This window comes from Streptomyces lincolnensis (genome assembly GCF_001685355.1).
GTDB classification, from domain to species: Bacteria; Actinomycetota; Actinomycetes; order Streptomycetales; family Streptomycetaceae; genus Streptomyces; species Streptomyces lincolnensis.
In genome coordinates, this window is the sequence record NZ_CP016438.1 from 2,484,592 (window position 1) to 2,510,026 (window position 25,435).

Consider the following 25,435-nt stretch of genomic DNA (forward strand, 5'->3'; position numbering starts at 1 on the left):
TGATCAGTGACCCATTCCCAGTCCGCCGTCAACGGGGATGACGGCTCCAGTGATGTACGAGGCGTCGTCCGAGGCGAGGAACCGCACCGTCGCGGCGATCTCCTCCGGCTGCGCGTACCGGCCGAGCGGCACCTGCGACACGATGCCCGCGCGCTGCTCGTCGGTGAGGACCTTGGTCATGTCGGTGTCGACGAAACCGGGCGCGACGACGTTGAAGGTGATGTTGCGCGAGCCCAGCTCACGGGCGAGGGAACGCGCGAAGCCGACCAGGGCGGCCTTGGAGGCGGCGTAGTTCGCCTGCCCCGGCGAGCCGTACAGCCCGACCACCGACGAGATCAGGACGACGCGGCCCTTCTTGGCGCGCAGCATGCCGCGGTTGGCGCGCTTGACCACGCGGAAGGTGCCGGTGAGGTTGGTGTCGACGACCGAGGTGAAGTCCTCCTCGGACATCCGCATCAGGAGCTGGTCCTTGGTGACGCCGGCGTTGGCGATCAGGACCTCGACCGGGCCGTGCTCGGCCTCGATCTCCTTGTAGGCCTGCTCCACCTGCTCGGTGTCGGTGATGTCGCACTTCACGGCCAGGAAGCCGGACGGCGGCTCCCCCGAGCGGTACGTGATGGCGACCTTGTCGCCGGCGTCGGCGAACGCGCGGGCGATGGCGAGGCCGATGCCCCGGTTGCCTCCGGTGACGAGAACCGAGCGGCTCAACGGATCACCCTTTCGATAGCGGTCTGACACACCCGCCCGAACACCTGGATGACAGGCGGCTTCTCCGAAAACCTATCGGTCCCGGTCCCCGCGCGGACATTCGGGCACCCACAGTGGCTCGGGGGACTCACTGTCGGGTCCCTACAGAAACTGCGGACTCCGGGCACAAACGTGTGGTCCGCGGACCCGTGGCCGCGACATGATCGGGGCAACCGCCGGTCACAGTCATGCCTACAGGAAGAGACCCAGGTGCCTCATACCATCGACGAAGCCTTCACGGCGCTCCCGCTACGTGCCCTCGCCGACGCCGCGCTGGCACGCGCGCGTGCGTTGGGGGCCGACCACGCGGACTTCCGGTTCGAGCGGGTGCGCAGTGCGTCCTGGCGGCTGCGGGACGCCAGGCCCTCCGGGACGTCGGACACCACCGACCTCGGGTACGCGGTGCGGGTCGTGCACGGCGGCACCTGGGGGTTCGCCTCGGGCGTGGACCTGACCCTGGACGCGGCCGCCAAGGTCGCCTCGCAGGCGGTGCAGATGGCGAAGCTGTCCGCGCAGGTGATCCGGGCGGCCGGGTCGGACGAGCGGGTGGAGCTGGCGGACGAGCCGGTGCACGCCGACAGGACGTGGATCTCGTCGTACGAGATCGATCCGTTCAGCGTGCCCGACGAGGAGAAGGCCGCGCTGCTCGCGGAGTGGAGCGCGCGGCTGCTGGCGGCGGACGGGGTCAACCACGTCGACGCCTCGCTGCTCACCGTCCATGAGAACAAGTTCTACGCCGACACCGCCGGGACCGTGACCACGCAGCAGCGGGTACGGCTGCACCCCTCGCTGACGGCCGTGTCGGTGGACGAGTCCAGCGGCGAGTTCGACTCCATGCGCACCATCGCGCCGCCGGTCGGACGCGGCTGGGAGTACCTGACCGGGACCGGCTGGGACTGGGACGACGAGCTCGCGCGGATCCCGGAACTGCTCGCCGAGAAGATGCGCGCGCCGAGCGTCGAGTCGGGCGTCTACGACCTCGTCGTGGACCCGTCCAACCTGTGGCTGACCATCCACGAGTCCATCGGCCACGCCACCGAGCTGGACCGCGCGCTCGGCTACGAGGCCGCCTACGCCGGCACCTCCTTCGCCACCTTCGACCAGCTGGGCAAGCTGCGCTACGGCTCCGACCTGATGAACGTGACGGGCGATCGCACCGCCGAGCACGGGCTCGCGACCATCGGCTACGACGACGAGGGCGTCGCGGGCCAGTCCTGGGACCTGGTGAAGGACGGCACGCTCGTCGGCTACCAGCTGGACCGGCGGATCGCGAAGCTGACCGGGTTCGAGCGCTCCAACGGGTGCGCGTTCGCCGACTCCCCCGGCCATGTGCCCGTGCAGCGCATGGCCAACGTGTCGTTGCGACCGGATCCGGCCGGGATGTCGACGGAGGATCTGATCGGCAGCGTGGACCGCGGCATCTACGTCGTCGGGGACCGGTCCTGGTCCATCGACATGCAGCGCTACAACTTCCAGTTCACCGGTCAGCGGTTCTTCAGGATCGAGAACGGGCGGATCACCGGGCAGCTGCGGGACGTCGCCTACCAGGCGACGACCACCGACTTCTGGGGCTCGATGGCCGCGGTGGGCGGTCCGCAGACGTATGTCCTGGGCGGCGCCTTCAACTGCGGCAAGGCCCAGCCGGGGCAGGTCGCGGCCGTCTCGCACGGCTGCCCGTCGGCCCTCTTCAAGGGCGTCAACATCCTCAACACCACGCAGGAGGCCGGTCGATGAACGTCGAGTACACACTCGGCTGGGGGCCCGGGGGTTATCCCCCGGGAAAGCACAGTCTCAACACCACGCAGGAGGCCGGTCGATGAGCCCTCAGTCCCCGAAGGCGCACAAGCCGCACGAGATCGTCGAGCGTGCCCTCGCGCTGTCCCGGGCCGACGGCTGTGTGGTGATCGCCGACGAGCAGTCGACCGCCAACCTGCGCTGGGCGGGCAACGCGCTCACCACGAACGGTGTGACGCGCGGGCGGACCCTCACGGTCGTCGCGACCGTCGATGGCCGGGAGGGCACCGCCTCCGGTGTCGTCTCCCGCTCGGCCGTGACCGAGGACGAGCTGGAGCCCCTGGTGCGGGCCGCCGAGGCCGCCGCGCGCGGGGCCGAACCCGCCGAGGATGCCCGGCCGCTGGTGACGGGCGTACCGGAGTCGCCCGACTTCACGGACGCGCCGGCCGAGACCTCCTCCGCCGTGTTCGCCGACTTCGCGCCGGCGCTCGGCGAGGCCTTCGCACGCGCGCGTGCGGGCGGTCGCGAGCTGTACGGCTTCGCCAACCACGAGCTGGTCTCCAGCTATCTCGGTACGTCGACGGGGCTGCGGCTGCGGCACGACCAGCCGAACGGCACGCTGGAGCTGAACGCCAAGTCGCCGGACCGCACCCGCTCGGCGTGGGCGGGCCGCTCCACCCGGGACTTCAAGGACGTCGACCCGGCGGCGCTGGACGCGGAGCTGGCCGTACGTCTCGGCTGGGCTCAGCGGCGGATCGAGCTGCCGGCCGGGCGGTACGAGACACTGCTGCCGCCGACGGCCGTCGCGGACCTGCTGATCTACCAGATGTGGTCGGCGTCGGGCCGGGACGCGGTCGAGGGCCGCACGGTGTTCTCCAAGCCGGGCGGTGGCACGCGCGTGGGCGAGAAGCTCACCGATCTGCCGCTGACGCTGCGCAGCGACCCGAACGAGCCGGGCCTGGAGTCCGCGCCCTTCGTGCTCGTGCACTCCTCCGGGGGCGACCAGTCGGTCTTCGACAACGGGCTGCCGCTGTCCGCCACCGAGTGGGTGCGCCAGGGCGAACTGAACAGCCTGCTGACCAGCCGGCACAGCGCGGACCTGACCGGCCTGCCGGTCGCGCCGGGCATCGACAACCTGATCCTGGACGGGGGCGAGGACAAGTCCCTGGAGGAGATGGTCGCGAACACCGAGCGCGGGCTGCTGCTGACCTGCCTCTGGTACATCCGCGAGGTCGACCCGGCCACGCTGCTGCTCACCGGCCTGACCCGGGACGGCGTCTATCTCGTCGAGAACGGCGAGGTCAGCGGCGAGGTGAACAACTTCCGGTTCAACGAGTCGCCGGTCGATCTGCTGGGCCGGGCCACCGAGGCCGGGCGCACGGAGAAGACGCTGCCGAGGGAGTGGAGCGACTGGTTCACCAGGGCCGCGATGCCCTCGCTGCGGATCCCCGATTTCAATATGAGCTCTGTCAGTCAGGGCGTATAACCTCGTAGCCGGCAGTCACTCGACTGCGGATGATCATCAAGGAGACACGAGAACCGTGACGGACATCGTCGACGAGCTGAAGTGGCGCGGCCTGTGGGCCCTGTCCACCGACGAGGACGCTTTGCGCAAGGCGCTCGCGGACGGTCCCGTCACGTTCTATTGCGGCTTCGACCCGACCGCGGCGAGTCTCCACGTCGGCCACCTGGTGCAGGTTCTCACCATGCGCCGGCTCCAGCAGGCGGGCCTGCGTCCGCTGGCGCTGGTGGGCGGGGCGACCGGCCAGATCGGTGACCCCCGCCCCACGGCGGAGCGCACGCTGAACGACCCGGAGACGGTCGCGAACTGGGTCGGCCGGCTGCGCGCGCAGATCGAGCCGTTCCTGTCCTTCGAGGGCGAGAACGCCGCGACGATGGTGAACAACCTGGACTGGACGGCCGGGATGTCGGCCATCGAGTTCCTGCGGGACATCGGCAAGCACTTCCGCGTCAACAAGATGCTGACCAAGGACTCCGTCGCCCGGCGCCTGGAGTCCCAGGAGGGCATCAGCTACACGGAGTTCAGCTACCAACTGCTCCAGGGCATGGACTTCCTGGAGCTGTACCGCCGCTACGGCTGCACGCTCCAGCAGGGCGGCAGCGACCAGTGGGGCAACCTCACCGCGGGGCTCGACCTGATCCACCGCCTGGAGCCCGAGGCCTCGGCGCACTGCCTGGCAACGCCGCTGATGGTCAAGGCGGACGGGACCAAGTTCGGCAAGACCGAGGGCGGCGCCGTCTGGCTGGACCCGGAGATGACGACGCCGTACGCGTTCTACCAGTTCTGGCTGAACGTGGACGACCGGGACATCTCCACGTACATGCGCATCCTGTCCTTCCGGTCCCGCGAGGAACTGGAGGAGCTGGAGCAGCAGACGCAGGAGCGGCCGCAGGCCCGGGCCGCGCAGCGCGCGCTCGCCGAGGAGCTGACGACCCTGGTCCACGGGGCCGGCCAGACGGCCGCCGTGATCGCCGCGAGCCGTGCCCTGTTCGGGCAGGGCGATCTGGCGGAGCTGGACGAGAAGACGCTGACGGCCGCCCTGTCCGAGGTGCCGCACGTCCGGGTCCCGCAGCTCGGTCCCGTGGTCGACCTGTTCGCCGAGGTCGGGCTCGTGGCCAGCAAGTCCGCCGCGCGGCGGACCGTGAAGGAGGGCGGGGCCTACGTGAACAACGCGAAGGTCACGGCGGAGGACGCGGTCGCCTCGCAGGAGGAGCTGTTGCACGGGCGGTGGCTGGTGTTGCGGCGAGGGAAGAAGAACCTGGCCGCGGTCGAGGTCACCGGCGCGTGAACGCCGTAGGAGCGCGGAGCCGTAGGTCGATACGGCTCCGCGCCCCTGACGTGCGCTACGGCTCAGGTGCGTTGTTTCCGCTTGCCCAGCGTCGCCATGTAGAGCATGTCGCCGACCGCGACGATGACGACCGCGGCGACGAGCTGGAAGGCGTGGCGGCTCCAGTCGATGCCGGAGGTCGAGTCGACGCCCGCCCAGCGCGCGATCGCGTTGCCGACGATGGCGCCCAGCATGCCGAAGATGGTCGTCAGCCACAGAGGGCTGTGCTGCTTGCCCGGGATGATCGCCTTCGCGATCAGGCCCAGCACCAATCCCACGATGATCGCCCACAACCAGCCCATGGCTGCCTCCTTGTACGGCTCGACGTGAGCATTACGCCCAGTGTCGGTCCGTTCGCGCTACGCCGCATGTCGGCCTCGTCCGTACGCGCTGCGGCCCGGGCGGATCGGCCGGATCAGCGGCGCCCCGGTCTCGTAGGCGGCGCAGGCCAGGCGTAACGTGGGACCTGTCCGGGTCCCGTTCCCCGACGGGGGACGGACCCTGGTGCGGTACGGGGAGGGGCCGATGCGGGCGGATGGTGGAATGTGATGCGGAAGCAGCATGACGGCGGCAACGCCCAGGTGTTCCGGATCACCGGAGCCCGGACGGGACTCCAGGAGGATGTGCGCGGGCGGCAGCGCCGATACGTCATCTCGATGACGGTCCGTACGATCGCGGTGATCCTCGCGGCGACCCTGTGGGACGTCGAACGGCACGTCGCGATCGTCGCGTTGGTGCTCGGCATGGTGCTGCCCTATGTCGCCGTGGTGGTCGCCAACGCGGGACGGGAGAACGCGCCGTCGCTGCCGTCGACGTTCGTGACCGCGCCGACCCCGCCGATGATCCTTCCGCCGCGCGCGGAGGAGGGCGACGGGACGCCGCGGGAAGGCTTCGCGGAACCCGGTCCGGAGGACGTGCCGGCCGATCCGGCGCCCGGTGCGCGGTCCGAACCGCACGAGCGGGCATGATCATGGCGCATCCGTATCGGATGCGTCGGAAGCGGAAGTCAGGCCCCCACCAAGCTCAAGAAAAGCTCAGATCAATCATGTTGTTCCAGTGCCGGGCGACGGGTTACCCGTGACATACTTCGTAAGCGCTCCGCATCCCCCGTCGGAGCGACAGACCGACGCCGGGCAGCTCCCCCCGTGGCTGCTCGGCGTCGCCTTTTTGTGCGTACCTCTGTGAGACGAACCTGTGAGTGACACGCCCATTTGTTCTGCCAAGGGCTGCCGTGCCGACGCCGTGTGGGTGCTGGCGTGGAACAACCCCAAGATTCACACGCCGGAGCGGCGCAAGACCTGGCTCGCCTGCGAGGAGCACCGCGAGCATTTGTCGCAGTTCCTCGGAGTGCGGGGGTTCTTGAAGGACGTCGTCCTGCTGAAGGAGTGGGAAGAGGGTTCCTCAGCCACCGATGGCTGACATGGGCCGGTCCGGCTGGACGAACGTCGGGTCGTCCAGGCCCGCGCCCGCCTTCTTGCCCCACATCGCCAGACGCCAGATGCGGGCGATCTCCTCGTCGGGGGCGCCGGAGCGCAGGGCGGCGCGCAGGTCGGTCTCCTCGCGGGCGAAGAGGCAGGTGCGTATCTGGCCGTCGGCGGTGAGCCGGGTGCGGTCGCAGGCCGCACAGAACGGGCGGGTGACGGAGGCGATGACGCCGACCACATGCGGCCCGCCGTCGACGATCCAGCGCTCGGCGGGAGCGGAGCCGCGCTTGTCCGAACCCTCCTCGGTGAGCTCGAAGCGGGTGCGGAGGGAGGTCAGGATGTCCCCCGCGGTGATCATGCCGTCGCGCTTCCAGCCGTGCTGGGCGTCCAGGGGCATCTGCTCGATGAAGCGCAGTTCGTAGTCGTGCTCGACCGCCCAGGCCAGGAGGTCCGGGGCCTCGTCGTCGTTCAGCCCGGGCATCAGGACCGAGTTGACCTTGACCGGGGTCAGGCCCGCGTCACGGGCGGCCTCCAGGCCGGCGATGACGTCCTGGTGGCGGTCCCGGCGGGTGAGCGTCTTGAAGACGTCGGGGCGCAGGGTGTCCAGGGAGACGTTGACCCGGTCCAGGCCGGCCGCCTTCAGGGCGGATGCCGTGCGCTTGAGGCCGATGCCGTTGGTGGTGAGGGACATCTGGGGGCGCGGGTCCAGGGCGGCGACCCGCTCGACGATGCCCACCAGGCCGGGGCGCAGCAGGGGCTCGCCGCCGGTGAAGCGGACCTCCTCGATCCCGAGGGTGGTGACGGCGATGTCGATCAGCCGGACGATCTCGTCGTCCGTGAGCAGGTCGGGCTTCGCGAGCCATTGCAGGCCCTCTTCGGGCATGCAGTAGGTGCACCGCAGATTGCACCGGTCGGTCAGCGAGACCCTCAGGTCGGTGGCCACCCGGCCGTATGTGTCGATGAGCACGTGGGCCCCCTCCCTCGTCACAGTGTTTCCTTCACCTGTGAGCCTACGTGAGACGTCCGACATCGACAGGGCCCGATCCCACGACGTACGACGCGGCCGCGTCGTAGAGAGCTACGACGCGGCCGCTCGGGGGACCTGCTCAGTGGGCGCCGGTGCCGGTCAGGGACCGGACCTCCAGCTCCGCGAACTTCTTGACGTCGGGCTCCTCCTTGGACAGGACGGTGCCGAGCCAGCCCATCAGGAAGCCGAACGGGATGGAGATGATGCCCGGGTTCTTCAGCGGGAACCAGGCGAAGTCCACGTCGGGGAACATCGCCTTGGGGTCACCGGAGACGACGGGCGAGAACAGCACCAGGCCGACGGCGACGATCAGACCGCCGTAGATCGACCACAGCGCGCCCTGGGTGGTGAACCGCTTCCAGAACAGGCTGTAGAGGATCGTCGGCAGGTTGGCGGAGGCCGCGACCGCGAAGGCCAGGGCGACCAGGCCGGCGACGTTGAGGTCGCGGGCGAGGGCGCCGAGGAGGATGGAGACGGCGCCGATGCCGATGGTCGCGAGGCGGGCCGCCCTGACCTCCTCCTTCTCGGTGGCCTGGCCCTTCCTGATGACGTTCGCGTAGATGTCGTGGGCGAACGACGAGGACGAGGCCAGGGTGAGTCCGGCGACGACCGCGAGGATCGTCGCGAAGGCCACCGCCGAGATGGTGGCGAGCAGGATCGCGCCCCAGGCCGAGTCGACGCCGCCCAGATGGAGGGCCAGCAATGGCGCCGCGGTGTTGCCGGACGGGTTGGACGCGATGATCTCGTCCTGCGAGATCAGTGCGGCGGCGCCGAAGCCGAGCGCGATGGTCATCAGGTAGAAGCCGCCGATGATGCCGATCGCCCAGTTCACGGACTTACGCGCCGCCTTGGCGTTGGGCACCGTGTAGAAGCGGATCAGGATGTGCGGCAGACCGGCGGTGCCGAGGACCAGGGCGACGCCGAGGGAGATGAAGTCCAGCTTGGAGGTGCCGGTCGCGCCGTACTGGAGACCGGGCTCCAGGAAGGCGGCGCCCTTGCCGCTGTTCTCGGCGGCCTTGCCCAGCAGGTCGGAGATGTTGAAGTTGAACTTCAGCAGCACCAGGAAGGTGATCAGGATGGTGCCGCCGATGAGCAGCACGGCCTTGACCATCTGGACCCAGGTGGTGCCCTTCATGCCGCCGATGGAGACGTACACGATCATCAGGACGCCGACGAGGGCGACGATGAGGATCTTGCCCGCGTCGGTGGTGATGCCGAGCAGCAGTGAGACCAGGACGCCCGCGCCCGCCATCTGGGCCAGCAGGTAGAAGATCGACACGACGATCGTGGAGGTACCGGCGGCGGTGCGCACCGGGCGCTGGCGCATGCGGTACGCGAGGACGTCGCCCATCGTGTACCGGCCGGAGTTCCTCAGCGGCTCGGCCACCAGGAGCAGGGCGACCAGCCAGGCGACCAGGAAGCCGATGGAGTACAGGAAGCCGTCGTATCCGAAGAGGGCGATGGCGCCCGCGATACCGAGGAAGGACGCGGCGGACATGTAGTCGCCGGAGACGGCGAGGCCGTTCTGGAAGGCGCTGAACGACCGGCCGCCCGCGTAGAAGTCCGCGGCGTCCTTGGTCTGGCGGCCCGCCCAGACGGTGATGAAGAGGGTCGCGACCACGAAGAGCGCGAACAGGGTGATGATCAGTGGCCGGTGCTCGCTGGCCTCGTTGGCGGCAAGCTGCACATGGGACATCGCGGGGCTCATGCGCCACCCTCCATTCGGGACTTGATGGCCTCGGCCTTGGGGTCGAGCTTCGCGGCGGCGTGCCGCGAGTACCACCAGGCGATGAGGAAGGTGGTGACGAACTGGGCGATACCGAGGACGAACGCCACATTGATGTTGCCGACGACCTTGGTGCCCATGAAGTCGCCCGCGTAGTTCGAGAGCAGGACGTACAGCAGGTACCAGGCGATGAAGCCGACGGTCAGCGGAAAGGCGAAGGAGTGGTAGGAGCGGCGCAGTTCACGGAACTCCGCGCTCTCGTGCACCTCGGTGAACTCCTCGGGGCTGGGGAGTTTGTGTTGTTCTTTCGAGGGTGGCGGTGCGTCGGTGGCCACGGAGTCTCCTCGCGTTGCGGGTGCGGTTGTGACGGGGATCGGGGGCGAGTGTCCTCGCGTTCCCTGCCCAAGGTCACGGCGGGGCGCAAGGACCGGTTCAACAACGAGGGCTTCTTTCGCAAGTCACCTCGGAGAAGTCATTGCTGGCCAGCGGCTTCGGAAGATAGCTTCGGGCCTGCACTACCCGTCATGTACCTGCCCGAGCACCACCTGTGCCTCGGGCCGGTCTCGTTTCCGGATGTTTCCGGCAAACGTGCCCGGATGAAGTGGAGACCCCATGCCTCATCTGCGTTCCAGATCCCGGCTCGCTCTCGCCGTGCCCGTGGTGCTGTCGCTGACCGCCTCGCTCGGCTTCCTGCCGGCGGCGGCCGCGGCCGCCCCGAGCACGCCGAGCGCCGCCCAGACGGCGGACGCGCCCGCCCTGGCATATGTCGTCAACACCAAGGCGGACCGTCGCGTCATCGCGTCGGTGAAGCGGGCGGTCGCCGCGGCCGGCGGCACGGTCGTGACCACGTACGACAGGATCGGCGTGATCGTCGTCCACTCCTCGAACCCGGACTTCGCGAAGGCCATGCGCGCCGTGCGCGGAGTGCAGTCGGCGGGTGCCACGCGCACCACGCCGCTGACCGCCGCGGGGACGACGGACGAGGGCGCGGCGCAGTTCCTGTCGAAGGCGCAGGCCGCCAAGGCCGCGAACGCCTCCGCCGCCGTGCCGGAGAGCGAGCCTCTCGAGGCCGACCAGTGGGACCTGCGGGCGATAGGCGCCGACAAGGCCGCGAAGATCAACCCGGGCAGCCGCAAGGTGACCGTCGCCGTGATCGACACCGGCGTCGACGACACCCACCCCGACCTCGCCCCGAACTTCTCCGCGTCCCAGTCGGCCAACTGCGTCGGCGGCGTCGCCGACACCGCCGCGGGTGCCTGGCGCCCGTACACCCCGGAGGACTACCACGGCACGCATGTGGCCGGTGAGATAGCCGCGGCCCGCAACGGCATAGGCGTCGCCGGAGTAGCCCCCGGCGTCAAGGTCGCCGGCATCAAGGTGAGCGACCCGGACAACGGCCTCTTCTACCCCGAGAGCGTCGTGTGCGCCTTCGTGTTCGCCGCCGACCACGGCGTGGAGATCACGAACAACAGCTACTACGTGGATCCCTGGCTGTACAACTGCATGGACGACCCCGACCAGAAGGCGATCGTCGACGCGGTCAACAGGGCACAGCTGTACGCCCAGAGGAAGGGCACGCTCAATCTGGCGTCGGCGGGCAACTCCAACCACGACCTGGACTCGGACGCGATCGTCGACACCACCAGCCCGGACGACTCCACGCCGGTGACGCGGACCATCGATCCGCACGAGTGCTTCGACGTTCCGACCCAGCTGCCGGGTGTCGTCACGGTCAGCGCGACGGGCGTGCAGAACCTCAAGTCGTACTACTCCACGTACGGCAAGGGCGTCGTCGACGTGGCGGCTCCGGGCGGTGACCGGCGCTACCAGCTCCCGGACACGCCGTCGAAGGACGGCCGCATCCTGTCCACGATGCCGAACGGCCAGTACGCCTTCCTCCAGGGCACCTCGATGGCCTCGCCGCACGCGGCCGGCGTCGCCGCGCTGCTGAAGTCGAAGCACCCCTTCGCCACACCGGCCCAGCTCCAGGCGCTGCTCAAGGCCCAGGCGGACAACCCGGGATGCCCCGCCTCCTACGACCAGGACGGCGACGGCACGCAGGACGCGGTGTGCGAGGGCGGCAAGCGTGTCAACGGCTTCTACGGGTACGGCATCGTCAACGCGCTGCGCGCGGTGAAGTAGCCCAGTCCCACCTACCCGCCTCACCCCCCACGCCAGGTTCCTCAGGACTTCCCCCACAGTCCGCTCGTCCCACGAACGAACTGGAGACATCCACACCATGACAGTGGTTCACCCGCGCTTCCGACGCGCGATCACCATCCCGCTCGGGATGACCATGGCCACGGCCATGGCGTTCCTGCCCACCGCGACGGCGTCCGCGTCGGTTCTGCCCGACACCGTGCACGGCGTCACCGGCACGGTGAACGACGTCCTCGCCTCGGTCGGGAAGGCCGACGCGGGCGCGCTGAGCTACGTCGTCAACGTCCGCCCCGGGAAGGCCCCTTCGGCCACGGTGAAGAAGGCCATCGCCGACGCCGGCGGCACGATCGTGACGTCGTACGACCAGATCGGCGTGATCGTCGTCCACTCGTCGAACCCCGACTTCGCGAAGACCGTCCGCAAGGTGAAGGGGGTGGACTCGGCGGGCAACACGCGCAACGCGCCGCTGCCCGCGCAGTCGACCGAGGACCTGGGGGCGCCGAAGGCGCTCACCGCGACGGAGCTCGCCGCGGCCGAGGCCAAGGCGGACGCCGGTCAGGACCCGCTGGAGAACCTCCAGTGGGACCTGCCGGCCATCAAGGCGGACAAGGCGCACGAGAAGACGCTCGGCAGCGGCAAGGTCACCGTCGCGGTGATCGACACCGGTGTCGACGACACCCACCCGGACATCGCGCCGAACTTCGACCGCGCCGCGTCGGTCAACTGTGTGACGGGCAAGCCGGACACGGCCGACGGCGCGTGGCGGCCGAGCGCGTCCGAGAGCCCGCACGGCACGCATGTGGCCGGTGAGATAGCCGCCGCGAAGAACGGCGTCGGCATGACGGGTGTCGCGCCCGGGGTGAAGGTGTCCGGCATCAAGGTGTCGACGACCGCCGGCTACTTCTACACGGAGGCCGTGGTCTGCGGCTTCATGTGGGCGGCCACGCACGGCGTCGACGTCACCAACAACAGCTATTACACCGACCCCTGGTACTTCAACTGCACCGACGACCCGGACCAGAAGGCGCTCGTCGACGCCGTCTCCCGGGCCTCCCGGTACGCGGAGAAGAAGGGCGTGGTCAACGTCGCCGCGGCCGGCAACGAGAACTACGACCTCGCGGCCGACGAGATCACCGACCCGGTCTCGCCGAACGACGGCACGCCCTCGGACCGGGTGGTCGACCCGTCGAAGTGCCTGGACATACCGACCCAGCTGCCGGGTGTCGTGACGGTCGCGTCGACCGGCGCGAAGGGCATCAAGTCGTCCTTCTCCAACCACGGCCTCGGCGTCATCGACGTCGCCGCGCCCGGCGGGGACTCGACGGCCTACCAGACGCCTGCGCCGCCCGCGACGAGCGGTCTGATCCTGGGCACGCTGCCCGGCGGCAAGTGGGGCTACATGGCCGGTACGTCGATGGCCTCGCCGCACGCCGCCGCCGTCGCCGCCCTGATCAAGTCGACGCACCCGTACGCCCCGCCGGCCCTGGTGAAGGCCCTGCTGTACGCCGAGGCCGACGCCACGCCGTGCACGGACCCGTACGACATCAACGGCGACGGCAAGGTCGACGCGGTGTGCGAGGGCTCGAAGAACCGCAACGGCTTCTACGGCTGGGGCACGGTGGACGCGCTGGACGCGGTGACGAAGTAACCGCAAGGGACGATCAAGACCGGCCGCCGCGGCCGTTCATATATTGATTCGGTCAACACTGCATAGTGCAGTCATGACTGATATCAAGTTGGCCTGGTCCGCGGTGGGCGGCGATCCCGCTCTCGTCTCCCGGGTGTCGACCGTGGTGCGGGAGGGCGCTTGGCAAGGGCGCCTTCCCGTACGGGCACTGGCGCGGGCCTGTGTCGGCGCGTGCGCGCTGGCCGCCGCCGAACTGGGGGCACGCCGGGCCGGGTTGTCCGAGGTGCCCGCCGTGCGGGTGGACGACGGGGCCGTCGCGACCGCGTTCCTGAGCGAACGGCATCTGGCGATCGACGGGCGGGCGCCGGTCACCTTCGCGCCGCTGTCCCGGTTCTGGCGGACGGCCGACGGCTGGGTCCGCACGCACGCGAACTATCCGCACCACCGCGCGCGGCTGCTGGACGTGCTGGGTGTGCCGCAGGACGTGGCCGCGGTCGAGGCGGCGCTCGCCGAACGGCCCGCCCTGGAGGTCGAGGAGGCGGTGTACGCGGCCGGCGGCCTCGCCGTCGCCCTGCGCACTCCCGAGGAGTGGGCCGCGCACGAGCAGGCGGCCGCCCTGGCCGGACGCCCCCTGGTGGAGCGGGAGCTCCTGGACTCGGCACCCGCGCGCGTGCTCGCCCCGCTCGACACCGCCGGCGCTCCCCTGCTGCCCGCCGCCGGTCTGCGCGTCCTGGACCTGACCCGTGTCATCGCGGGCCCCGTCGCCACCCGCACCCTCGCCCTGCTCGGCGCGGACGTGCTGCGCGTGGACGCTCCGCAGCTGCCCGAACTCCCCGACCAGCACGCCGACACGGGCTTCGGGAAGCGGTCCACGACCCTCGATCTCGCCACCGACCGGCGGACCTTCGAGGACCTGCTCGCGGCGGCGGACGTGGTCGTCACCGGCTACCGGCCGGGCGCCCTGGACCGCTTCGGGCTGTCGGCGCGGTCCCTGGCCGAGCGGCGGCCCGGGCTGGTCGTGGCGCAGCTGTCGGCCTGGGGTGCGTCCGGGCCGTGGGCCGGGCGGCGGGGGTTCGACAGTCTGGTGCAGGTGGCCACCGGTATCGCCGCCGTCGAGGGGTCACGGGAGCGGCCCGGCGCGCTGCCCGCACAGGCCCTGGACCACGGGACGGGGTACCTCCTGGCGGCCGCGATGCTCCGGGCGCTGACCGAGCAGTCGTACGACGGGGGCGGCCGAGTGGTACGACTGGCGCTGGCGCGGACGGCGCGGTGGCTGACGGAGGGGGTGGGGACCGAGGAGGCCGAGACCGCCGGCGGCGCCTCGTACGACGGTGCCGCCCCCTGGCTGGCCGAGACGGACAGCCCGCTCGGGCGGCTGCGGTACGCCCGGTCGCCCGTCTCCTTCGCGGGCGGGCCGACCGACTGGACCCGGCCGCCGGGGCCGTGGGGCGCCGACGAGAGGCGCTGGCTCTGAGCGGGCGCCGGGCCGGAAACGTACCTATGGGCGGAATGCCGTACCGCCAGTTGTTTCCCTGCACTTGCCCGGTTCTGTCGGGTCTGGTGAAGATCTTGAGGTGACCTTGATAAGACCCGGCCCCGGTGTGGCCGAAGCGAGCGGGCCCGAGCGGCGCCCCGGTGCCGGCCGGGCCGTCGCCGTTCTCGTCCTGGTGGCGCTGGGCGCCTCGATCCCCCTGCTCGGGCCGTCCGTCGCGCTGCACGACACGGGGGAGGCGGCGGCGCCCGGCGTCCGCGGTGTCGGCCTCCTGCGCACGGTGCTGTTCGCGGCGCTGTGCGTTCCCCTGGGCGAGTTGTTCGTGCACCGGCTGGCCCGTGCGGTGCCCGGCGCTCCGCCTGCGACGCCCCGGTCCTGGGCGCCGTACGCGGCCGGCACCGGGTTCGTCGCGGCCCTGGGTCTCGCCTCGGTGGTGGCGACGGGCAACCTGGTGCCGGGCGCCGTCGCCGAGATCGACGTGGGCGGCCTGTACGCGTCCCGGGAGGGCAAGCTCGCCCTGATCGAGGTCAACGCGTTCCTCGCGGCCGGTCTGTGCGCCCTCTCGCGCCGTCCGGCGACCCAGGTCTGGCCGCTGGCCGCGGTGCTCGTGGCGGAGGCCCTGCGGGCGCATCCCGCCCCCGAGGACACCGCCCTGGTCGGCTCCGGCCTGACCCTGGTGCACCTGGCGTGCGCGTCCCTGTGGACGGGGGGTCTGCTGTACGCGCTCCGGACCCTGCGGCACTGGCGGTCCGCGGCGGTGGGCGCCGCCCTGCTCGGCCTCTACGCGCGCGTGGCCGCCGTTCTGCTCGCCGTCATCACGGCGACCGGGGTGTGGAGTTCGCTGCGCCGCATGCCCTCCCACACGATCCTGGAGCAGCTGACGACGACGGCGTACGGGCGTGCCCTGCTCGCCAAGGTGCTCCTCGTCGCCGCCGTCGCCGCGCTCGCCCTGTGGGCGCGGATCCGGCTGGGCCGGGCGGCCGACCCGCTGACCGCCTGCTCCCCCGCGCGGGCCGAGGTCGTGGTGCTGGGGACGGTGGTCGCGCTCTCGGGCCTGCTGACCGCGCTGCCGCTGCCGATCCGCTGGTGACCGGGCGTCAGCCGGCCACGGCGGCGCCGCCGTGCGGCACGTCTCCCGCACCCCCGGCGGACCGTGCTCCCGGTCGACGCCCGAACAGGCGGACGCGGCACGGCTCCTGACGGACGGGGGCCGGACCGGACTGTCAGTCGTGGCCCGTATCCTCGTGAACCATGCTCGAAGACCGCATGCCCGCAGCCTCCTCCGCCACAGACTGGCCGGCCGCGTATCCCCAGGGATACGCGGTCGTTGACGTGGAGACCACCGGCCTGGCCCGCGACGACCGGATCATCTCCGCGGGCGTCTACCGCCTGGACGCGCGCGGCGAGGTCGAGGACCACTGGTACACGCTCGTCAACCCGCAGCGCGACCCGGGCCCGGTGTGGATCCACGGTCTGACGAGCCACGTCCTGCGGGACGCCCCCCTCTTCAAGGACATCGCCGAGGAGTTCTCCGCCCGTCTGGAGGACCGCGTGCTCGTCGCGCACAACGCGGTCTTCGACTGGCAGATGATCGCCCGCGAGTACGCGCGCGCGGAGCGTGAGGCGCCGGTCCGGCAGCGACTGTGCACCATCGCGCTGTCCAAGGAGCTGGGCCTGCCCCTGCCCAACCACAAGCTGGAGACCCTGGCGGCGCACTTCGGCGTCGTCCAGCAGCGGGCCCACCACGCGCTGGACGACGCGCGCGTGCTGGCGGAGGCCTTCCGGCCGAGCCTGCTGGCCGCGGCCGCGAGCGGGGTCCGGCTGCCGCTGCACGAGTGCCGGCCGCTCACCGAGTGGACGGACCGGGCGGCCCCCCTCATCGGACAGCAGGCGAGCGGCGGCTACGGCAACTACCGGCCGAGCAGTTGGCGGCCCGCCCGCAGCAGGCCCGCCTGCCCCTACCCCAACCCGGGCCGCTACGAAGTGGGCAAACCGCTCAAGCAGGGCATGCGGGTGGCGTTCTCCGGGGACACCTCGGTCGAGCGCGACCTGCTGGAGGACCGCGCGGTCGAGGCCGGGCTGCATGTCGCCACCTCGCTCTCCCGGCTGACCAGCCTGCTCGTCACCAACGACCCGGACTCGGGCACGTCCAAGGTGGTCAAGGCCCGGCAGTACGGCACACCGGTGGTGGACGAGGCGGCCTTCGGACAGCTCCTCGCGGATGTGGAACCGGCGTCGGAGGGATGACCGTACGGACGGGTGATTGCCGGGCGACTCGCCCGGCGCCCGCTCGCCCGCGCCGCGCCGAGCCCCCACCCTGTGGCCCATGGCGACTTGCGAAGTGTGCGGCAACAACTACGGAATGACCTTCGAGGTGCACGCCCAGGGCGCGGTGCACGTCTTCGACTGCTTCTCCTGCGCGATCCACCGCATGGCCCCCATCTGCGAGCACTGCCGGGTGCAGATCATCGGCCAGGGCGTCGAGGTCGAGGGCCACTGGTACTGCGGCGCCCACTGCGCCCGCGCCGAGGGAAGGGTGGGCATCGTCGACAAGGTCTGACCACACCGCCGCGACCACACCCCTGTGCGAACACCCCATGGCCCGAGTTGTACGGTCATGGGGTGTACCGCTTCCTGTTGTCCCGGCAGTGGGTGATCCTCACGCTGGTCGCCCTGCTGCTCATCCCCACGATGATCCGGCTGGGCATCTGGCAGATGCACCGCTACGAGGAGCGCTCCGCGAGGAACCAGCTGGTCACCGACGCGCTGGGCGCGAAGCCGGTGCCGGTGCAGACGCTGACCTCCCCCGGACACACGGTCACCTCCAAGGACCGGTACCGCAGCGTGACCGCGACGGGCACCTTCGACACCGCGGACGAGGTCGTCGTCCGCCGCCGGGTCAACTCCGACGAGAGCGTCGGCTTCCACGTGCTCACCCCGTTCGTCCTCACGGACGGCAAGGTGGTGCTGGTCAACCGGGGCTGGATCCCCGCGAACGGCCCGAGCCAGACCGCGTTCCCCAAGATCCCCGCACCGCCGGGCGGGGAGACCACGGTCACCGGGCGGCTGATGCCCGACGAGACGACCGCGGCGAGCGGCATCAAGGACCTCAAGGGCCTGCCCGACCGGCAGATCATGCTGATCAACAGCGAGGAGCAGGCGCGCCGCCTCGGCGCCACGGTGCTCGGCGGCTATCTCGCGCAGACGGCGCCCGAGCCGAAGGGCGACACCCCCGAGCTGATCGGCCAGCCCGGCAAGGAGGACGCCGCGCTGAACTACGCGTACGCCATCCAGTGGTGGCTGTTCTCCGCGGCCGTCCCGGTCGGCTGGGTGGTCCTGGTCCGGCGTGAACAGCGCGACCGCGGGGCGAGGGACGCCGAGGAGACGACGGAGAAGTCCGAACCGGCGGCGGTCTGAGCCGCCTCCCGGGCGCGCGATGCACGCGACACCGGGCGCCGTCACTCCCCCGGCTCTTCGCCTGATTGCCCCCTCGGCCCGCCGGGAACCCGCACTGAGTGCACCCCCTTATCGAGGACTACGCCCTCATCGGCGACGAACAGACCGCTGCGCTGGTCGGCCGGGACGGCTCCGTGGACTGGCTGTGCCTGCCCCGCTTCGACTCGGCCGCCTGCTTCGCCCGGCTCCTGGGCGACGAGGACAACGGCCACTGGAGAATCGCCCCCACGGGCGCGGACCGGTGCGCGCGGCGCGCCTACCGCCCCGGCACCCTCGTCCTGGACACCGAGTGGGAGACCGACGAGGGCAGCGTGCGCGTCACCGACCTGATGCCCCAGCGCGACCGCTCCCCCGACGTCGTACGCATCGTCGAAGGGCTCGCCGGTGAGGTCACCGTGCGCAGCACCCTGCGGCTGCGTTTCGACTACGGCTCGGTCGTGCCGTGGATGCGCCGGTCCGACGGTCACCGGGTGGCCGTCGCGGGGCCCGATTCGGCGTGGCTGCGCAGCGAGCCCGCGGTGCCCACCTGGGGCGAGGACTTCGGCACGCACGCGGAGTTCACCGTCGCCGAGGGCGAGAAGGTCGCCTTCGTCCTGACCTGGCACCCCTCGCACGAGCCGCGACCGCCGCTCGTCGACCCCTATCGGTCGCTGGAGACCAGCCTCGCCGACTGGAAGGCCTGGACCGACCGCTGCCGCTACGACGGCCCGCACCGGGACGCCGTGGTGCGCTCGCTGATCACCCTCAAGGCCCTCACCTACGCGCCCACCGGCGGCATCGTGGCCGCCGCGACCACCTCGCTGCCCGAGGAGGCGGGCGGGGTGCGCAACTGGGACTACCGCCACTGCTGGCTGCGCGACTCCACCCTCACCCTGGGCGCCCTGCTCTCCTGCGGATACCACGAGGAGGCAGAGGCCTGGCGGAACTGGCTGGTGCGGGCGGCGGCCGGCGACCCGGCGGAACTCCAGATCATGTACGGCCTGGCCGGCGAGCGGCGGCTGCCCGAGTTCGAGGTGCCGTGGCTGTCCGGCTTCGCCGACTCGCGTCCCGTACGGATCGGCAACGATGCGGTGAACCAGCTCCAGCTGGACGTGTACGGCGAGGTCATGGACTCCCTGTCGCTGGCCCGGGAGGCGGGGCTGCCCACCCGGCCGCACATGTGGTCCCTCCAGTGCGCCCTCATGGAGTTCCTGGGCTCGGCCTGGCGGCAGCCGGACGAGGGGCTGTGGGAGGTGCGCGGGGGCCGCCGCCACTTCGTGCACTCCAAGGTGATGGTGTGGGTGGCCGCCGACCGGGCCGTGGGCACCCTGGAGGCGCACCCGGACCTGCCCGGCGACCTGGACGGCTGGCGCGCTCTGCGCGACGAGGTGCACCGCGAGGTGTGCGAGAAGGGCTACGACGCCGGGCGGAACACGTTCACCCAGTACTACGGCTCGCGCGAACTGGACGCCGCGCTGCTGCTCATCCCCCGCGTCGGCTTCCTCCCGCCGGACGACCCGCGGGTGGTCGGCACCATCGACGCCGTCCGTGACGAGCTCGGTCACGGCGGTCTGCTGCGCCGCTACAGCGCCACCGAGAGCCCCGTGGACGGGCTGCCCGGCGGCGAGGGCACCTTCCTGGCCTGCTCGTTCTGGCTCGCCGACGCACTGCACATGACGGGCCGTACGAAGGAGGCGCGCGAGCTGTTCGAACGGCTGGTCGACCTCGCCAACGACGTGGGACTGCTGTCCGAGGAGTACGACCCGGTGGCGGGCGTCCAGCTCGGCAATGTCCCGCAGGCGTTCAGCCACGTCGGTCTGGTGAACACGGCCCTCGCCCTCTTCGGGACCGAAGGGGCAGGATAGGGGCCATGGATCTTGGACTGAAGGACCGGGTGTACGTCGTCACCGGAGCCACGCGGGGCCTCGGCAACGCGGTCGCGCGCGAACTCGTGGCCGACGGGGCGAAGGTGGTCATCACGGGTCGGGAGGAGAAGCGGGTCGCCGACGCGGCCGGCGCGCTGGGGCCGAACGCGGTCGGGGTCGCGGCGGACAACGCCGACCCGGAGGCGGCGGCCGGGCTGATCGCCGCGGCGCGTGAGCACTTCGGGACGTTCGACGGTGTGCTCGTCAGCGTGGGCGGGCCCGCGCCGGGGTTCGTCGCCGACAACACGGACGAGCAGTGGCGGTCGGCGTTCGAGTCGGTGTTCCTCGGGGCGGTGCGGCTCGCGCGGGCGGCCGCCGCCGAACTGGAGGCGGGCGGAGTCATCGGCTTCGTGCTGTCCGCGTCCGTGCACGAGCCGATTCCCGGGCTGACCATTTCCAATGGGCTGCGGCCCGGTCTCGCCGGGTTCGCCAAGTCGCTCGCCGACGAATTGGGGCCGCGGGGAATTCGGGTCGTGGGATTGCTGCCGTCGCGTATCGATACGGATCGGGTGCGGGAGCTGGACCAAATGGCCGCGGATCCCGAGGCCGCCCGGATCGCGCAGGAGTCGCGGATTCCGTTGCGGCGGTATGGGACGCCGGAGGAATTCGGGCGGGTGGGGGCGTTTCTGTTGTCGCCGGCCGCGTCCTATCTGACGGGGGTCATGGTGCCTGTCGACGGGGGCATGCGGCACGGATTCTGACGGCCTCGCACCTGGCCTCTCAACTGACCCTTTCCGCGCGGTGCTTGACCCCCTTCAGGCGGACCTCTGCCGGAAGTGACGCTAGCCCGGCCGAATCGCGGGCGTGGGTCAGCGCCCGTGCGGTGAGTTCTTGCAGGGCCGCTGCCGGGTCCACATGTGGCTCCAGGTGGAGGCGTACGCGGGTTTCCGGGGCGCCGGGGCGGCCTGTCAGGTGGGCCTGGGCGTGGTCGACGCCCTCCAGCTGCCCGGCTTCCGAGGACAGGACGTTCTCCAGGGCCCGGCCCCTCAGGAGGGCGCCCTCGCCGTCGCCGGTGTCGACGAGCACCTCGGAGAGCCGGCGGCGGCGCAGGACCGCGGTCAGCCACCACAGGGCGAGCAGGACGACGACGGCGAGGACCGCCAGGACGGTCGGCCACCACCAGCCGGCGTCGCGCCAGCGGGTCCGCTCGCCGTCGCTCAGCAGGACGTCGTGGCGGCCGTCGTGGATCCACCAGGAGGGGGCCGGGGCGCCCAGTCCGACGGCGAGGACGGAGCCGCCGAGGGCGAACAGGACGAGGCCGACAAGGCCGAGCACTACACGGTTGACGGTCCTGAGCACCGTCCTCACCCCTTCCGGCCGGGTCGGGCCACGTGCACGGACAGCGCGGGCGGGTGGGACAGGCCCAGGCCCCTGACCGCCGCGGCGAGGGTGGCGTCCAGGTCGGCGCGGACGTCGTCCGGTTCGCGGAAGTGGGAGACGGCACGGACGTCGGCCCGGGTGCGGCGCATGCGCACCCGTACGGACTGCACACCGGAGACCTCCATGGCCCGGTCGCGCAGCACCGTGGCGGCCGCGTCCCGGTGGAGGCCGGCGCGGACATCCGCGTGGGGGCGGCGCATCGGCAGCACGGCCCGCAGGCCGGGCGTGCCCGCGAGCACGATCAGCCACAGGCCGAGCAGGCCGGCGACGCCCGCGCCGACCAGCACCCAGGTGTCGTCGAGGGGCCGCTCGGCGAGCTGCCGGGCCAGGTCGCGGCGCCAGGACAGGCCGTCCCGGCGGGCTCGCACGGCGGCGATGTCGTACAGGAAGGCGCCCGCGACGACCAGGAGCAGCAGCGCCACGATGCCCGCGGGGACACGGCGTGCCGACCAGAAGCGGCCGCTGCCGCCCGCCTCGCCTCCCGTGTCGTCCAGGACGGGTGGGGCCTCGACGGGTGGAGCCTCGTACTCCCCGCCCGTGTCGGCCTCCTTCTCGATGACCGGCAGTCGTTGTGTGGTGCCCTCGGAGCCCTGGGGCTCGCTCATCGCGTCCTCCCCTGTGCCGCGCCGTGCGCCGGAGCGAGGTGCAGCCGTTCCACCTGGACGGCGACCTCCGACACCTCCATACCCACCAACGCGCCTACCCGCTCGGCGACATGACGACGCACCCGACCGCACCGGGAGCCGATGTCGCCGGGATAGTCGAGTTCGACGTGCACGCGGATCCGGGCGGTCCCGTGGTGGACGACGACCCCGGCGTAGGGGGGTTCGGCGTCCGGGGACAGGGCGCCGAGTGCCTCGCGTGCCGCCTGTCCGGCGATCTTCGCGACGACCCGGTCGGCGATCCGGGTCGCGCCGCGCTCGCCCGGCGGGACGGCGGTCGGGGGTCTGCGGAGCTCTCCGGCGGCACCGCTCGCGGACGTCATCGCCGCCGGTCGCGCCGGTCGTCACGGGTGCGGAAGAAGTCGCCGAGCTCCATGTCCCCCTCCAGGAACCGGCCGACGACGAATCCGATGGCGCCCAGGGCCGCCACCAGCAGGAAAGCACCGAACCCGCCGAAATACCCGGCGAAGCCCAGCGCCATGCCGGCGATCAGGCCGACCACGGCCATGCTCATGCTGCGCTCCCTAAGGTCTTGGGGTGGCTACTGGAGCCGGGACTCCGGCTCCTCGTCCTCTTCCTCGGGGAGCTTCACGTCGCTCACGGCGATGTTGACCTCGACGACTTCGAGACCGGTCATGCGTTCCACCGCCGCGATGACGTTCTCCCGCACCGCCTGGGCCACGTCGGCGATCGCCACGCCGTAGTCGACGACGATCTCCAGGTCGAGCGCGGTCTGCACCTCGCCGACCTCGACCTTGACCCCGCGTGTCACCGACTTCGCCCCGCCGGGGACCCGGTCCCGCACCGCCCCGAAGGTACGGCTCAGCCCACTGCCCATGGCGTGCACGCCGACGACGTCCCGGGCCGCCATGCCGGCGATCTTCTCCACGACCCCGTCGGCGATGGTCGTCCGCCCCCTGGTGGCCGGGTCCCCGCCGCCGCGCTTGACGGTCTTGCGGGTCTGGACCGGCGGCTCGAACTCACCCTCGGCGCTCTGTGTCCGGTTCCGCTCCGTCATGTCGCTCATCACCGTGCACCCCTTTCGGCTCGTCCTCTTCGACCACCGTAAGCGGGGTTGCGCGATCGCGCGCCAGGGATGCGGCAGGCTGGAGGAATGACGGTGGACCGGTGGGCACGGGCGGTAAGGCATCAGCTGGGACTCGGCAGACTGCTGCCCCTGGGCGGCGCGCGCGACGGCGCGTGGATCTCCGAGCAGGCGGCCGGGGCGGTACTGGGGCGCGCGGCACGCGAGATGCGCGGGCTGCGGCTGGGTCCGGTGCGGATCGGGCTCGCCGATCCGGCGGACGTGCGCGAGCCGGTCGTACCGCCTCCGCCGGGTGCGCTGCCGCCCGGTCCGCTGCTCGTGACGGCCGAGTTCGCCGCCACGGCGTCCGAGTCCGAGCCGCTGCCGGCGACGGCGGCCCGCCTGCGCGCGCGTGTGGTGGCCGCCTCGGAGGGCCTCGGCCTGGCGGTGGCGGAGGTGGACCTCCGGGTGACGGACCTGCTGGACGAGGAGCCGGAGCCGCCGGCCGAGGAGCCCCGGCCCGATCCCGTACGACCACCCGGGCCGGCCGCCGCCACACAGTCGGACGGGGACGGGGGCGCGAACGGTGACGAGCGGCGGGCGGCCGAGGCGGCTCTCGGTGTGCGGGGCGTGGACCGGCTGACGGGCGTGCTGGGCCGCCCGGTGCACATCGGGGAGCAGCGGGACGAGGCCGCCGCCCTGTCCCGCCGGCACGTCCGGCTGGAACTGGCCGTGAGCGCGGGCCACCGGGCGCTGGACGTGGCCCGGGAGGTCCGCGCGGCGGTGGAACAGGCGCTACCGGGTCATCCGACGGTGACGGTCCTGGTGACCGCGGTCGGATGAGCGCTCACTCGCCCACGCCGGCCAGATCCCGCAGCCGACGGCCCTGGGCCGCTCGTTCCGCGGTGCGCTGGGCCTCGTAGTCGCGGTCCTGGGCGCCGCGCAGCAGTGCCTTGGTCTCGATGACGGCGTCGCGGGGCGCGGCGAGGATCGCTCCCGCCAGGTCGCGTACCGCGCCGTCGAGCTGGTCCGGGGGCACGGCGACGTTCGCCAGCCCCGTGCTCACGGCCTCCTCGGCCTGCACGGACCGTCCGGTCACGCAGATCTCCAGGGCCCGGGCGTATCCGACGAGCCCCACGAGGGGGTTCGTGCCGGTGAGGTCCGGCACCAGGCCCAGGCTGGTCTCGCGCATGGCGAACTGCACGTCGTCGGCGACGACGCGCATATCACAGGCGAGGGCGAGCTGGAAGCCCGCCCCGATGGCATGCCCCTGCACCGCGGCGATGGACACGATGTCGTTCCGCCGCCACCAGGTGAAACCCTCCTGGTACCCGGCGATGGCCGCGTCCAGCTCGGCGTCCGTGCCCCGCGCGAGGTCGATGAACGACGGCTCGCCGTCGAACCCCTCGGGCGTGAACGCCTGCCGGTCGAGGCCGGCGGAGAAGGACTTGCCCTCGGCCCGCAGCACGACGACACGGACCGACCCCGGCAGCAGCCGACCGGCTTCGGCCAGCGCCCGCCACAGAGCGGGGCTCTGCGCGTTGCGCTTGGCCGGGTTGGTCAGCGTCACCGTGGCGATCGCGTCGTCGACGGTGAGCCGTACGCCGTCCTTGTCGAGTACGGAAACTTCGGGACCTCGGGAAACAACATCCTGGTCGGGCGAAGCCATGGGGTGCCTCCGATGCGTGCGGTCAGCAGAGCGATACAGCGATGCTAAGTGACTGCACAGTAACCACCCGGTCGATCAGTTGAACGACCGGGTGGCCACCATCGAAAGCCGATGGGCCGCCCGGTTCAGGACGTTGCGGCCTTCTTGCCCCGGGTCGCGCCGCCACGCCCACGAAGCGTGACGCCCGACTCGCTGAGCATCCGGTGGACGAAGCCATACGAGCGGCCGGTTTCCTCGGCCAGCGCTCGAATGCTCGCACCGGAGTCGTACTTCTTCTTCAGGTCTGCCGCGAGCTTGTCGCGCGCGGCGCCGGTTACCCGGCTGCCCTTCTTCAGAGTCTCGGCCACCCGTGCCTCCTCATGGGAAGTGCGCTCTGGTCTCCTCATGATCACCCCTCCGGGGCTTCATGGCCACCCATTCGGCAAGGTCCGTAAGACCTGGTTTTGACGACAGGAGCGCGTCCCCACAAGCGGAATACGGGATTCAACTCCGCGGCGTTCGTACCGCCGAACGGGTTCTTTCACGAATGACCAGGTCAGAGACGTGCAACGGCC

The 25,435-nt window shown here is 71.4% G+C and carries 27 protein-coding genes; 15 read left to right on the forward strand and 12 right to left on the reverse strand.

What is annotated here, in order from left to right:
* Positions 1-3: 3 nt before the first annotated feature.
* On the reverse strand, positions 4-708 hold the full coding sequence (gene fabG, locus SLINC_RS10990) for a 3-oxoacyl-[acyl-carrier-protein] reductase (protein ID WP_067430069.1): 705 nt from the start codon (positions 706-708) through the stop codon (positions 4-6).
* Positions 709-957: 249 nt separating this feature from the next.
* On the opposite strand from fabG, the gene SLINC_RS10995 reads away from it, so the two are divergent.
* The 3 genes from SLINC_RS10995 (at position 958) to tyrS (ending at position 5,291) form a co-directional block, all read left to right on the forward strand.
* Positions 958-2,481 (forward strand): TldD/PmbA family protein, encoded by a 1,524-nt coding sequence (locus SLINC_RS10995; RefSeq protein WP_067430072.1) that lies wholly within the window; start codon positions 958-960, stop codon positions 2,479-2,481.
* Between the two features lie 82 nt (positions 2,482-2,563).
* On the forward strand, positions 2,564-3,967 hold the full coding sequence (locus tag SLINC_RS11000) for a metallopeptidase TldD-related protein (protein ID WP_067430075.1): 1,404 nt from the start codon (positions 2,564-2,566) through the stop codon (positions 3,965-3,967).
* A 55-nt stretch (positions 3,968-4,022) separates the two neighbouring features.
* The gene (gene tyrS / locus SLINC_RS11005) at positions 4,023-5,291 is read left to right on the forward strand and encodes a tyrosine--tRNA ligase (RefSeq protein WP_067430078.1); all 1,269 of its coding nucleotides are present in this window, start codon (positions 4,023-4,025) and stop codon (positions 5,289-5,291) included.
* 62 nt (positions 5,292-5,353) lie between these two features.
* Here tyrS and SLINC_RS11010 read toward each other — a convergent pair whose 3' ends face one another.
* Entirely contained in the window at positions 5,354-5,632 is a 279-nt protein-coding gene (locus SLINC_RS11010) for a GlsB/YeaQ/YmgE family stress response membrane protein (RefSeq protein ID WP_067430081.1), read from the reverse strand.
* Between the two features lie 246 nt (positions 5,633-5,878).
* On the opposite strand from SLINC_RS11010, the gene SLINC_RS11015 reads away from it, so the two are divergent.
* Positions 5,879-6,298, forward strand: coding sequence for a DUF3099 domain-containing protein (locus tag SLINC_RS11015; protein WP_067430084.1), 420 nt, complete (start codon positions 5,879-5,881; stop codon positions 6,296-6,298).
* 226 nt (positions 6,299-6,524) lie between these two features.
* A complete protein-coding gene (locus SLINC_RS11020; protein WP_067430087.1) occupies positions 6,525-6,749 on the forward strand; it encodes a hypothetical protein in 225 nt (74 codons plus the stop codon).
* Here the strand turns inward: SLINC_RS11020 and moaA are convergent.
* The 3 genes from moaA to SLINC_RS11035 all read right to left on the reverse strand — a co-directional run bounded on the left by moaA (position 6,732) and on the right by SLINC_RS11035 (position 9,842).
* A complete protein-coding gene (moaA, locus tag SLINC_RS11025) occupies positions 6,732-7,721 on the reverse strand; it encodes a GTP 3',8-cyclase MoaA (RefSeq protein WP_067445219.1) in 990 nt (329 codons plus the stop codon). The genes SLINC_RS11020 and moaA overlap by 18 nt on opposite strands.
* A gap of 139 nt (positions 7,722-7,860) precedes the next feature.
* A complete protein-coding gene (locus tag SLINC_RS11030; RefSeq protein ID WP_067430090.1) occupies positions 7,861-9,489 on the reverse strand; it encodes a solute symporter family protein in 1,629 nt (542 codons plus the stop codon).
* Entirely contained in the window at positions 9,486-9,842 is a 357-nt protein-coding gene (locus SLINC_RS11035; RefSeq protein WP_067430093.1) for a DUF485 domain-containing protein, read from the reverse strand. Before SLINC_RS11035 ends, SLINC_RS11030 begins: the two co-directional genes overlap by 4 nt.
* A 277-nt stretch (positions 9,843-10,119) precedes the next feature.
* On the opposite strand from SLINC_RS11035, the gene SLINC_RS11040 reads away from it, so the two are divergent.
* The 9 genes from SLINC_RS11040 to SLINC_RS11080 all read left to right on the forward strand — a co-directional run bounded on the left by SLINC_RS11040 (position 10,120) and on the right by SLINC_RS11080 (position 20,847).
* Positions 10,120-11,649 carry a S8 family serine peptidase gene (locus SLINC_RS11040; RefSeq protein WP_067430096.1) on the forward strand — a complete coding sequence of 510 codons (1,530 nt, stop codon included), beginning with the start codon at positions 10,120-10,122 and terminating at the stop codon, positions 11,647-11,649.
* 97 nt (positions 11,650-11,746) lie between these two features.
* Positions 11,747-13,315, forward strand: coding sequence for a S8 family peptidase (locus SLINC_RS11045; RefSeq protein WP_182449155.1), 1,569 nt, complete (start codon positions 11,747-11,749; stop codon positions 13,313-13,315).
* 73 nt (positions 13,316-13,388) lie between these two features.
* A complete protein-coding gene (locus SLINC_RS11050) occupies positions 13,389-14,768 on the forward strand; it encodes a CoA transferase (RefSeq protein WP_067430099.1) in 1,380 nt (459 codons plus the stop codon).
* 100 nt (positions 14,769-14,868) lie between these two features.
* Positions 14,869-15,876 (forward strand): CopD family protein, encoded by a 1,008-nt coding sequence (locus SLINC_RS11055; RefSeq protein WP_067430103.1) that lies wholly within the window; start codon positions 14,869-14,871, stop codon positions 15,874-15,876.
* Positions 15,877-16,037: 161 nt separating this feature from the next.
* Positions 16,038-17,033: a DEDDh family exonuclease gene (locus SLINC_RS11060; protein WP_067430106.1), complete on the forward strand. Its 996-nt coding sequence runs from the start codon at positions 16,038-16,040 to the stop codon at positions 17,031-17,033.
* 79 nt (positions 17,034-17,112) lie between these two features.
* Positions 17,113-17,346: a hypothetical protein gene (locus SLINC_RS11065; RefSeq protein WP_079164494.1), complete on the forward strand. Its 234-nt coding sequence runs from the start codon at positions 17,113-17,115 to the stop codon at positions 17,344-17,346.
* A 62-nt stretch (positions 17,347-17,408) separates the two neighbouring features.
* Positions 17,409-18,203 carry an SURF1 family cytochrome oxidase biogenesis protein gene (locus SLINC_RS11070; RefSeq protein ID WP_067430109.1) on the forward strand — a complete coding sequence of 265 codons (795 nt, stop codon included), beginning with the start codon at positions 17,409-17,411 and terminating at the stop codon, positions 18,201-18,203.
* Between the two features lie 98 nt (positions 18,204-18,301).
* On the forward strand, positions 18,302-20,086 hold the full coding sequence (locus SLINC_RS11075; protein WP_067430113.1) for a glycoside hydrolase family 15 protein: 1,785 nt from the start codon (positions 18,302-18,304) through the stop codon (positions 20,084-20,086).
* 5 nt (positions 20,087-20,091) lie between these two features.
* The gene (locus SLINC_RS11080) at positions 20,092-20,847 is read left to right on the forward strand and encodes an SDR family oxidoreductase (RefSeq protein WP_067430116.1); all 756 of its coding nucleotides are present in this window, start codon (positions 20,092-20,094) and stop codon (positions 20,845-20,847) included.
* 19 nt (positions 20,848-20,866) lie between these two features.
* Here SLINC_RS11080 and amaP read toward each other — a convergent pair whose 3' ends face one another.
* The 5 genes from amaP to SLINC_RS11105 are packed head-to-tail and all read right to left on the reverse strand — an operon-like array spanning position 20,867 to position 23,215.
* The gene (gene amaP, locus SLINC_RS11085) at positions 20,867-21,445 is read right to left on the reverse strand and encodes an alkaline shock response membrane anchor protein AmaP (protein ID WP_067445224.1); all 579 of its coding nucleotides are present in this window, start codon (positions 21,443-21,445) and stop codon (positions 20,867-20,869) included.
* A gap of 5 nt (positions 21,446-21,450) precedes the next feature.
* Positions 21,451-22,131: a DUF6286 domain-containing protein gene (locus SLINC_RS11090; RefSeq protein ID WP_067430117.1), complete on the reverse strand. Its 681-nt coding sequence runs from the start codon at positions 22,129-22,131 to the stop codon at positions 21,451-21,453.
* On the reverse strand, positions 22,128-22,511 hold the full coding sequence (locus SLINC_RS11095; RefSeq protein ID WP_067430120.1) for an Asp23/Gls24 family envelope stress response protein: 384 nt from the start codon (positions 22,509-22,511) through the stop codon (positions 22,128-22,130). The genes SLINC_RS11090 and SLINC_RS11095 overlap by 4 nt, the downstream gene beginning before the upstream one ends.
* Complete coding sequence (locus SLINC_RS11100) at positions 22,508-22,702, reverse strand: hypothetical protein (protein ID WP_067430123.1); 195 nt, start codon at positions 22,700-22,702, stop codon at positions 22,508-22,510. Before SLINC_RS11100 ends, SLINC_RS11095 begins: the two co-directional genes overlap by 4 nt.
* A gap of 27 nt (positions 22,703-22,729) precedes the next feature.
* A complete protein-coding gene (locus tag SLINC_RS11105) occupies positions 22,730-23,215 on the reverse strand; it encodes an Asp23/Gls24 family envelope stress response protein (protein WP_067430125.1) in 486 nt (161 codons plus the stop codon).
* An 87-nt stretch (positions 23,216-23,302) separates the two neighbouring features.
* Here SLINC_RS11105 and SLINC_RS11110 point away from each other — a divergent pair, with 87 nt between their 5' ends.
* The gene (locus SLINC_RS11110; RefSeq protein ID WP_107406585.1) at positions 23,303-24,055 is read left to right on the forward strand and encodes a nucleopolyhedrovirus P10 family protein; all 753 of its coding nucleotides are present in this window, start codon (positions 23,303-23,305) and stop codon (positions 24,053-24,055) included.
* Between the two features lie 4 nt (positions 24,056-24,059).
* Here SLINC_RS11110 and SLINC_RS11115 read toward each other — a convergent pair whose 3' ends face one another.
* Positions 24,060-24,881 carry an enoyl-CoA hydratase/isomerase family protein gene (locus SLINC_RS11115; RefSeq protein ID WP_067430129.1) on the reverse strand — a complete coding sequence of 274 codons (822 nt, stop codon included), beginning with the start codon at positions 24,879-24,881 and terminating at the stop codon, positions 24,060-24,062.
* Positions 24,882-25,006: 125 nt separating this feature from the next.
* Positions 25,007-25,228: a helix-turn-helix domain-containing protein gene (locus SLINC_RS11120; RefSeq protein ID WP_010355597.1), complete on the reverse strand. Its 222-nt coding sequence runs from the start codon at positions 25,226-25,228 to the stop codon at positions 25,007-25,009.
* Positions 25,229-25,435 lie beyond the last annotated feature (207 nt).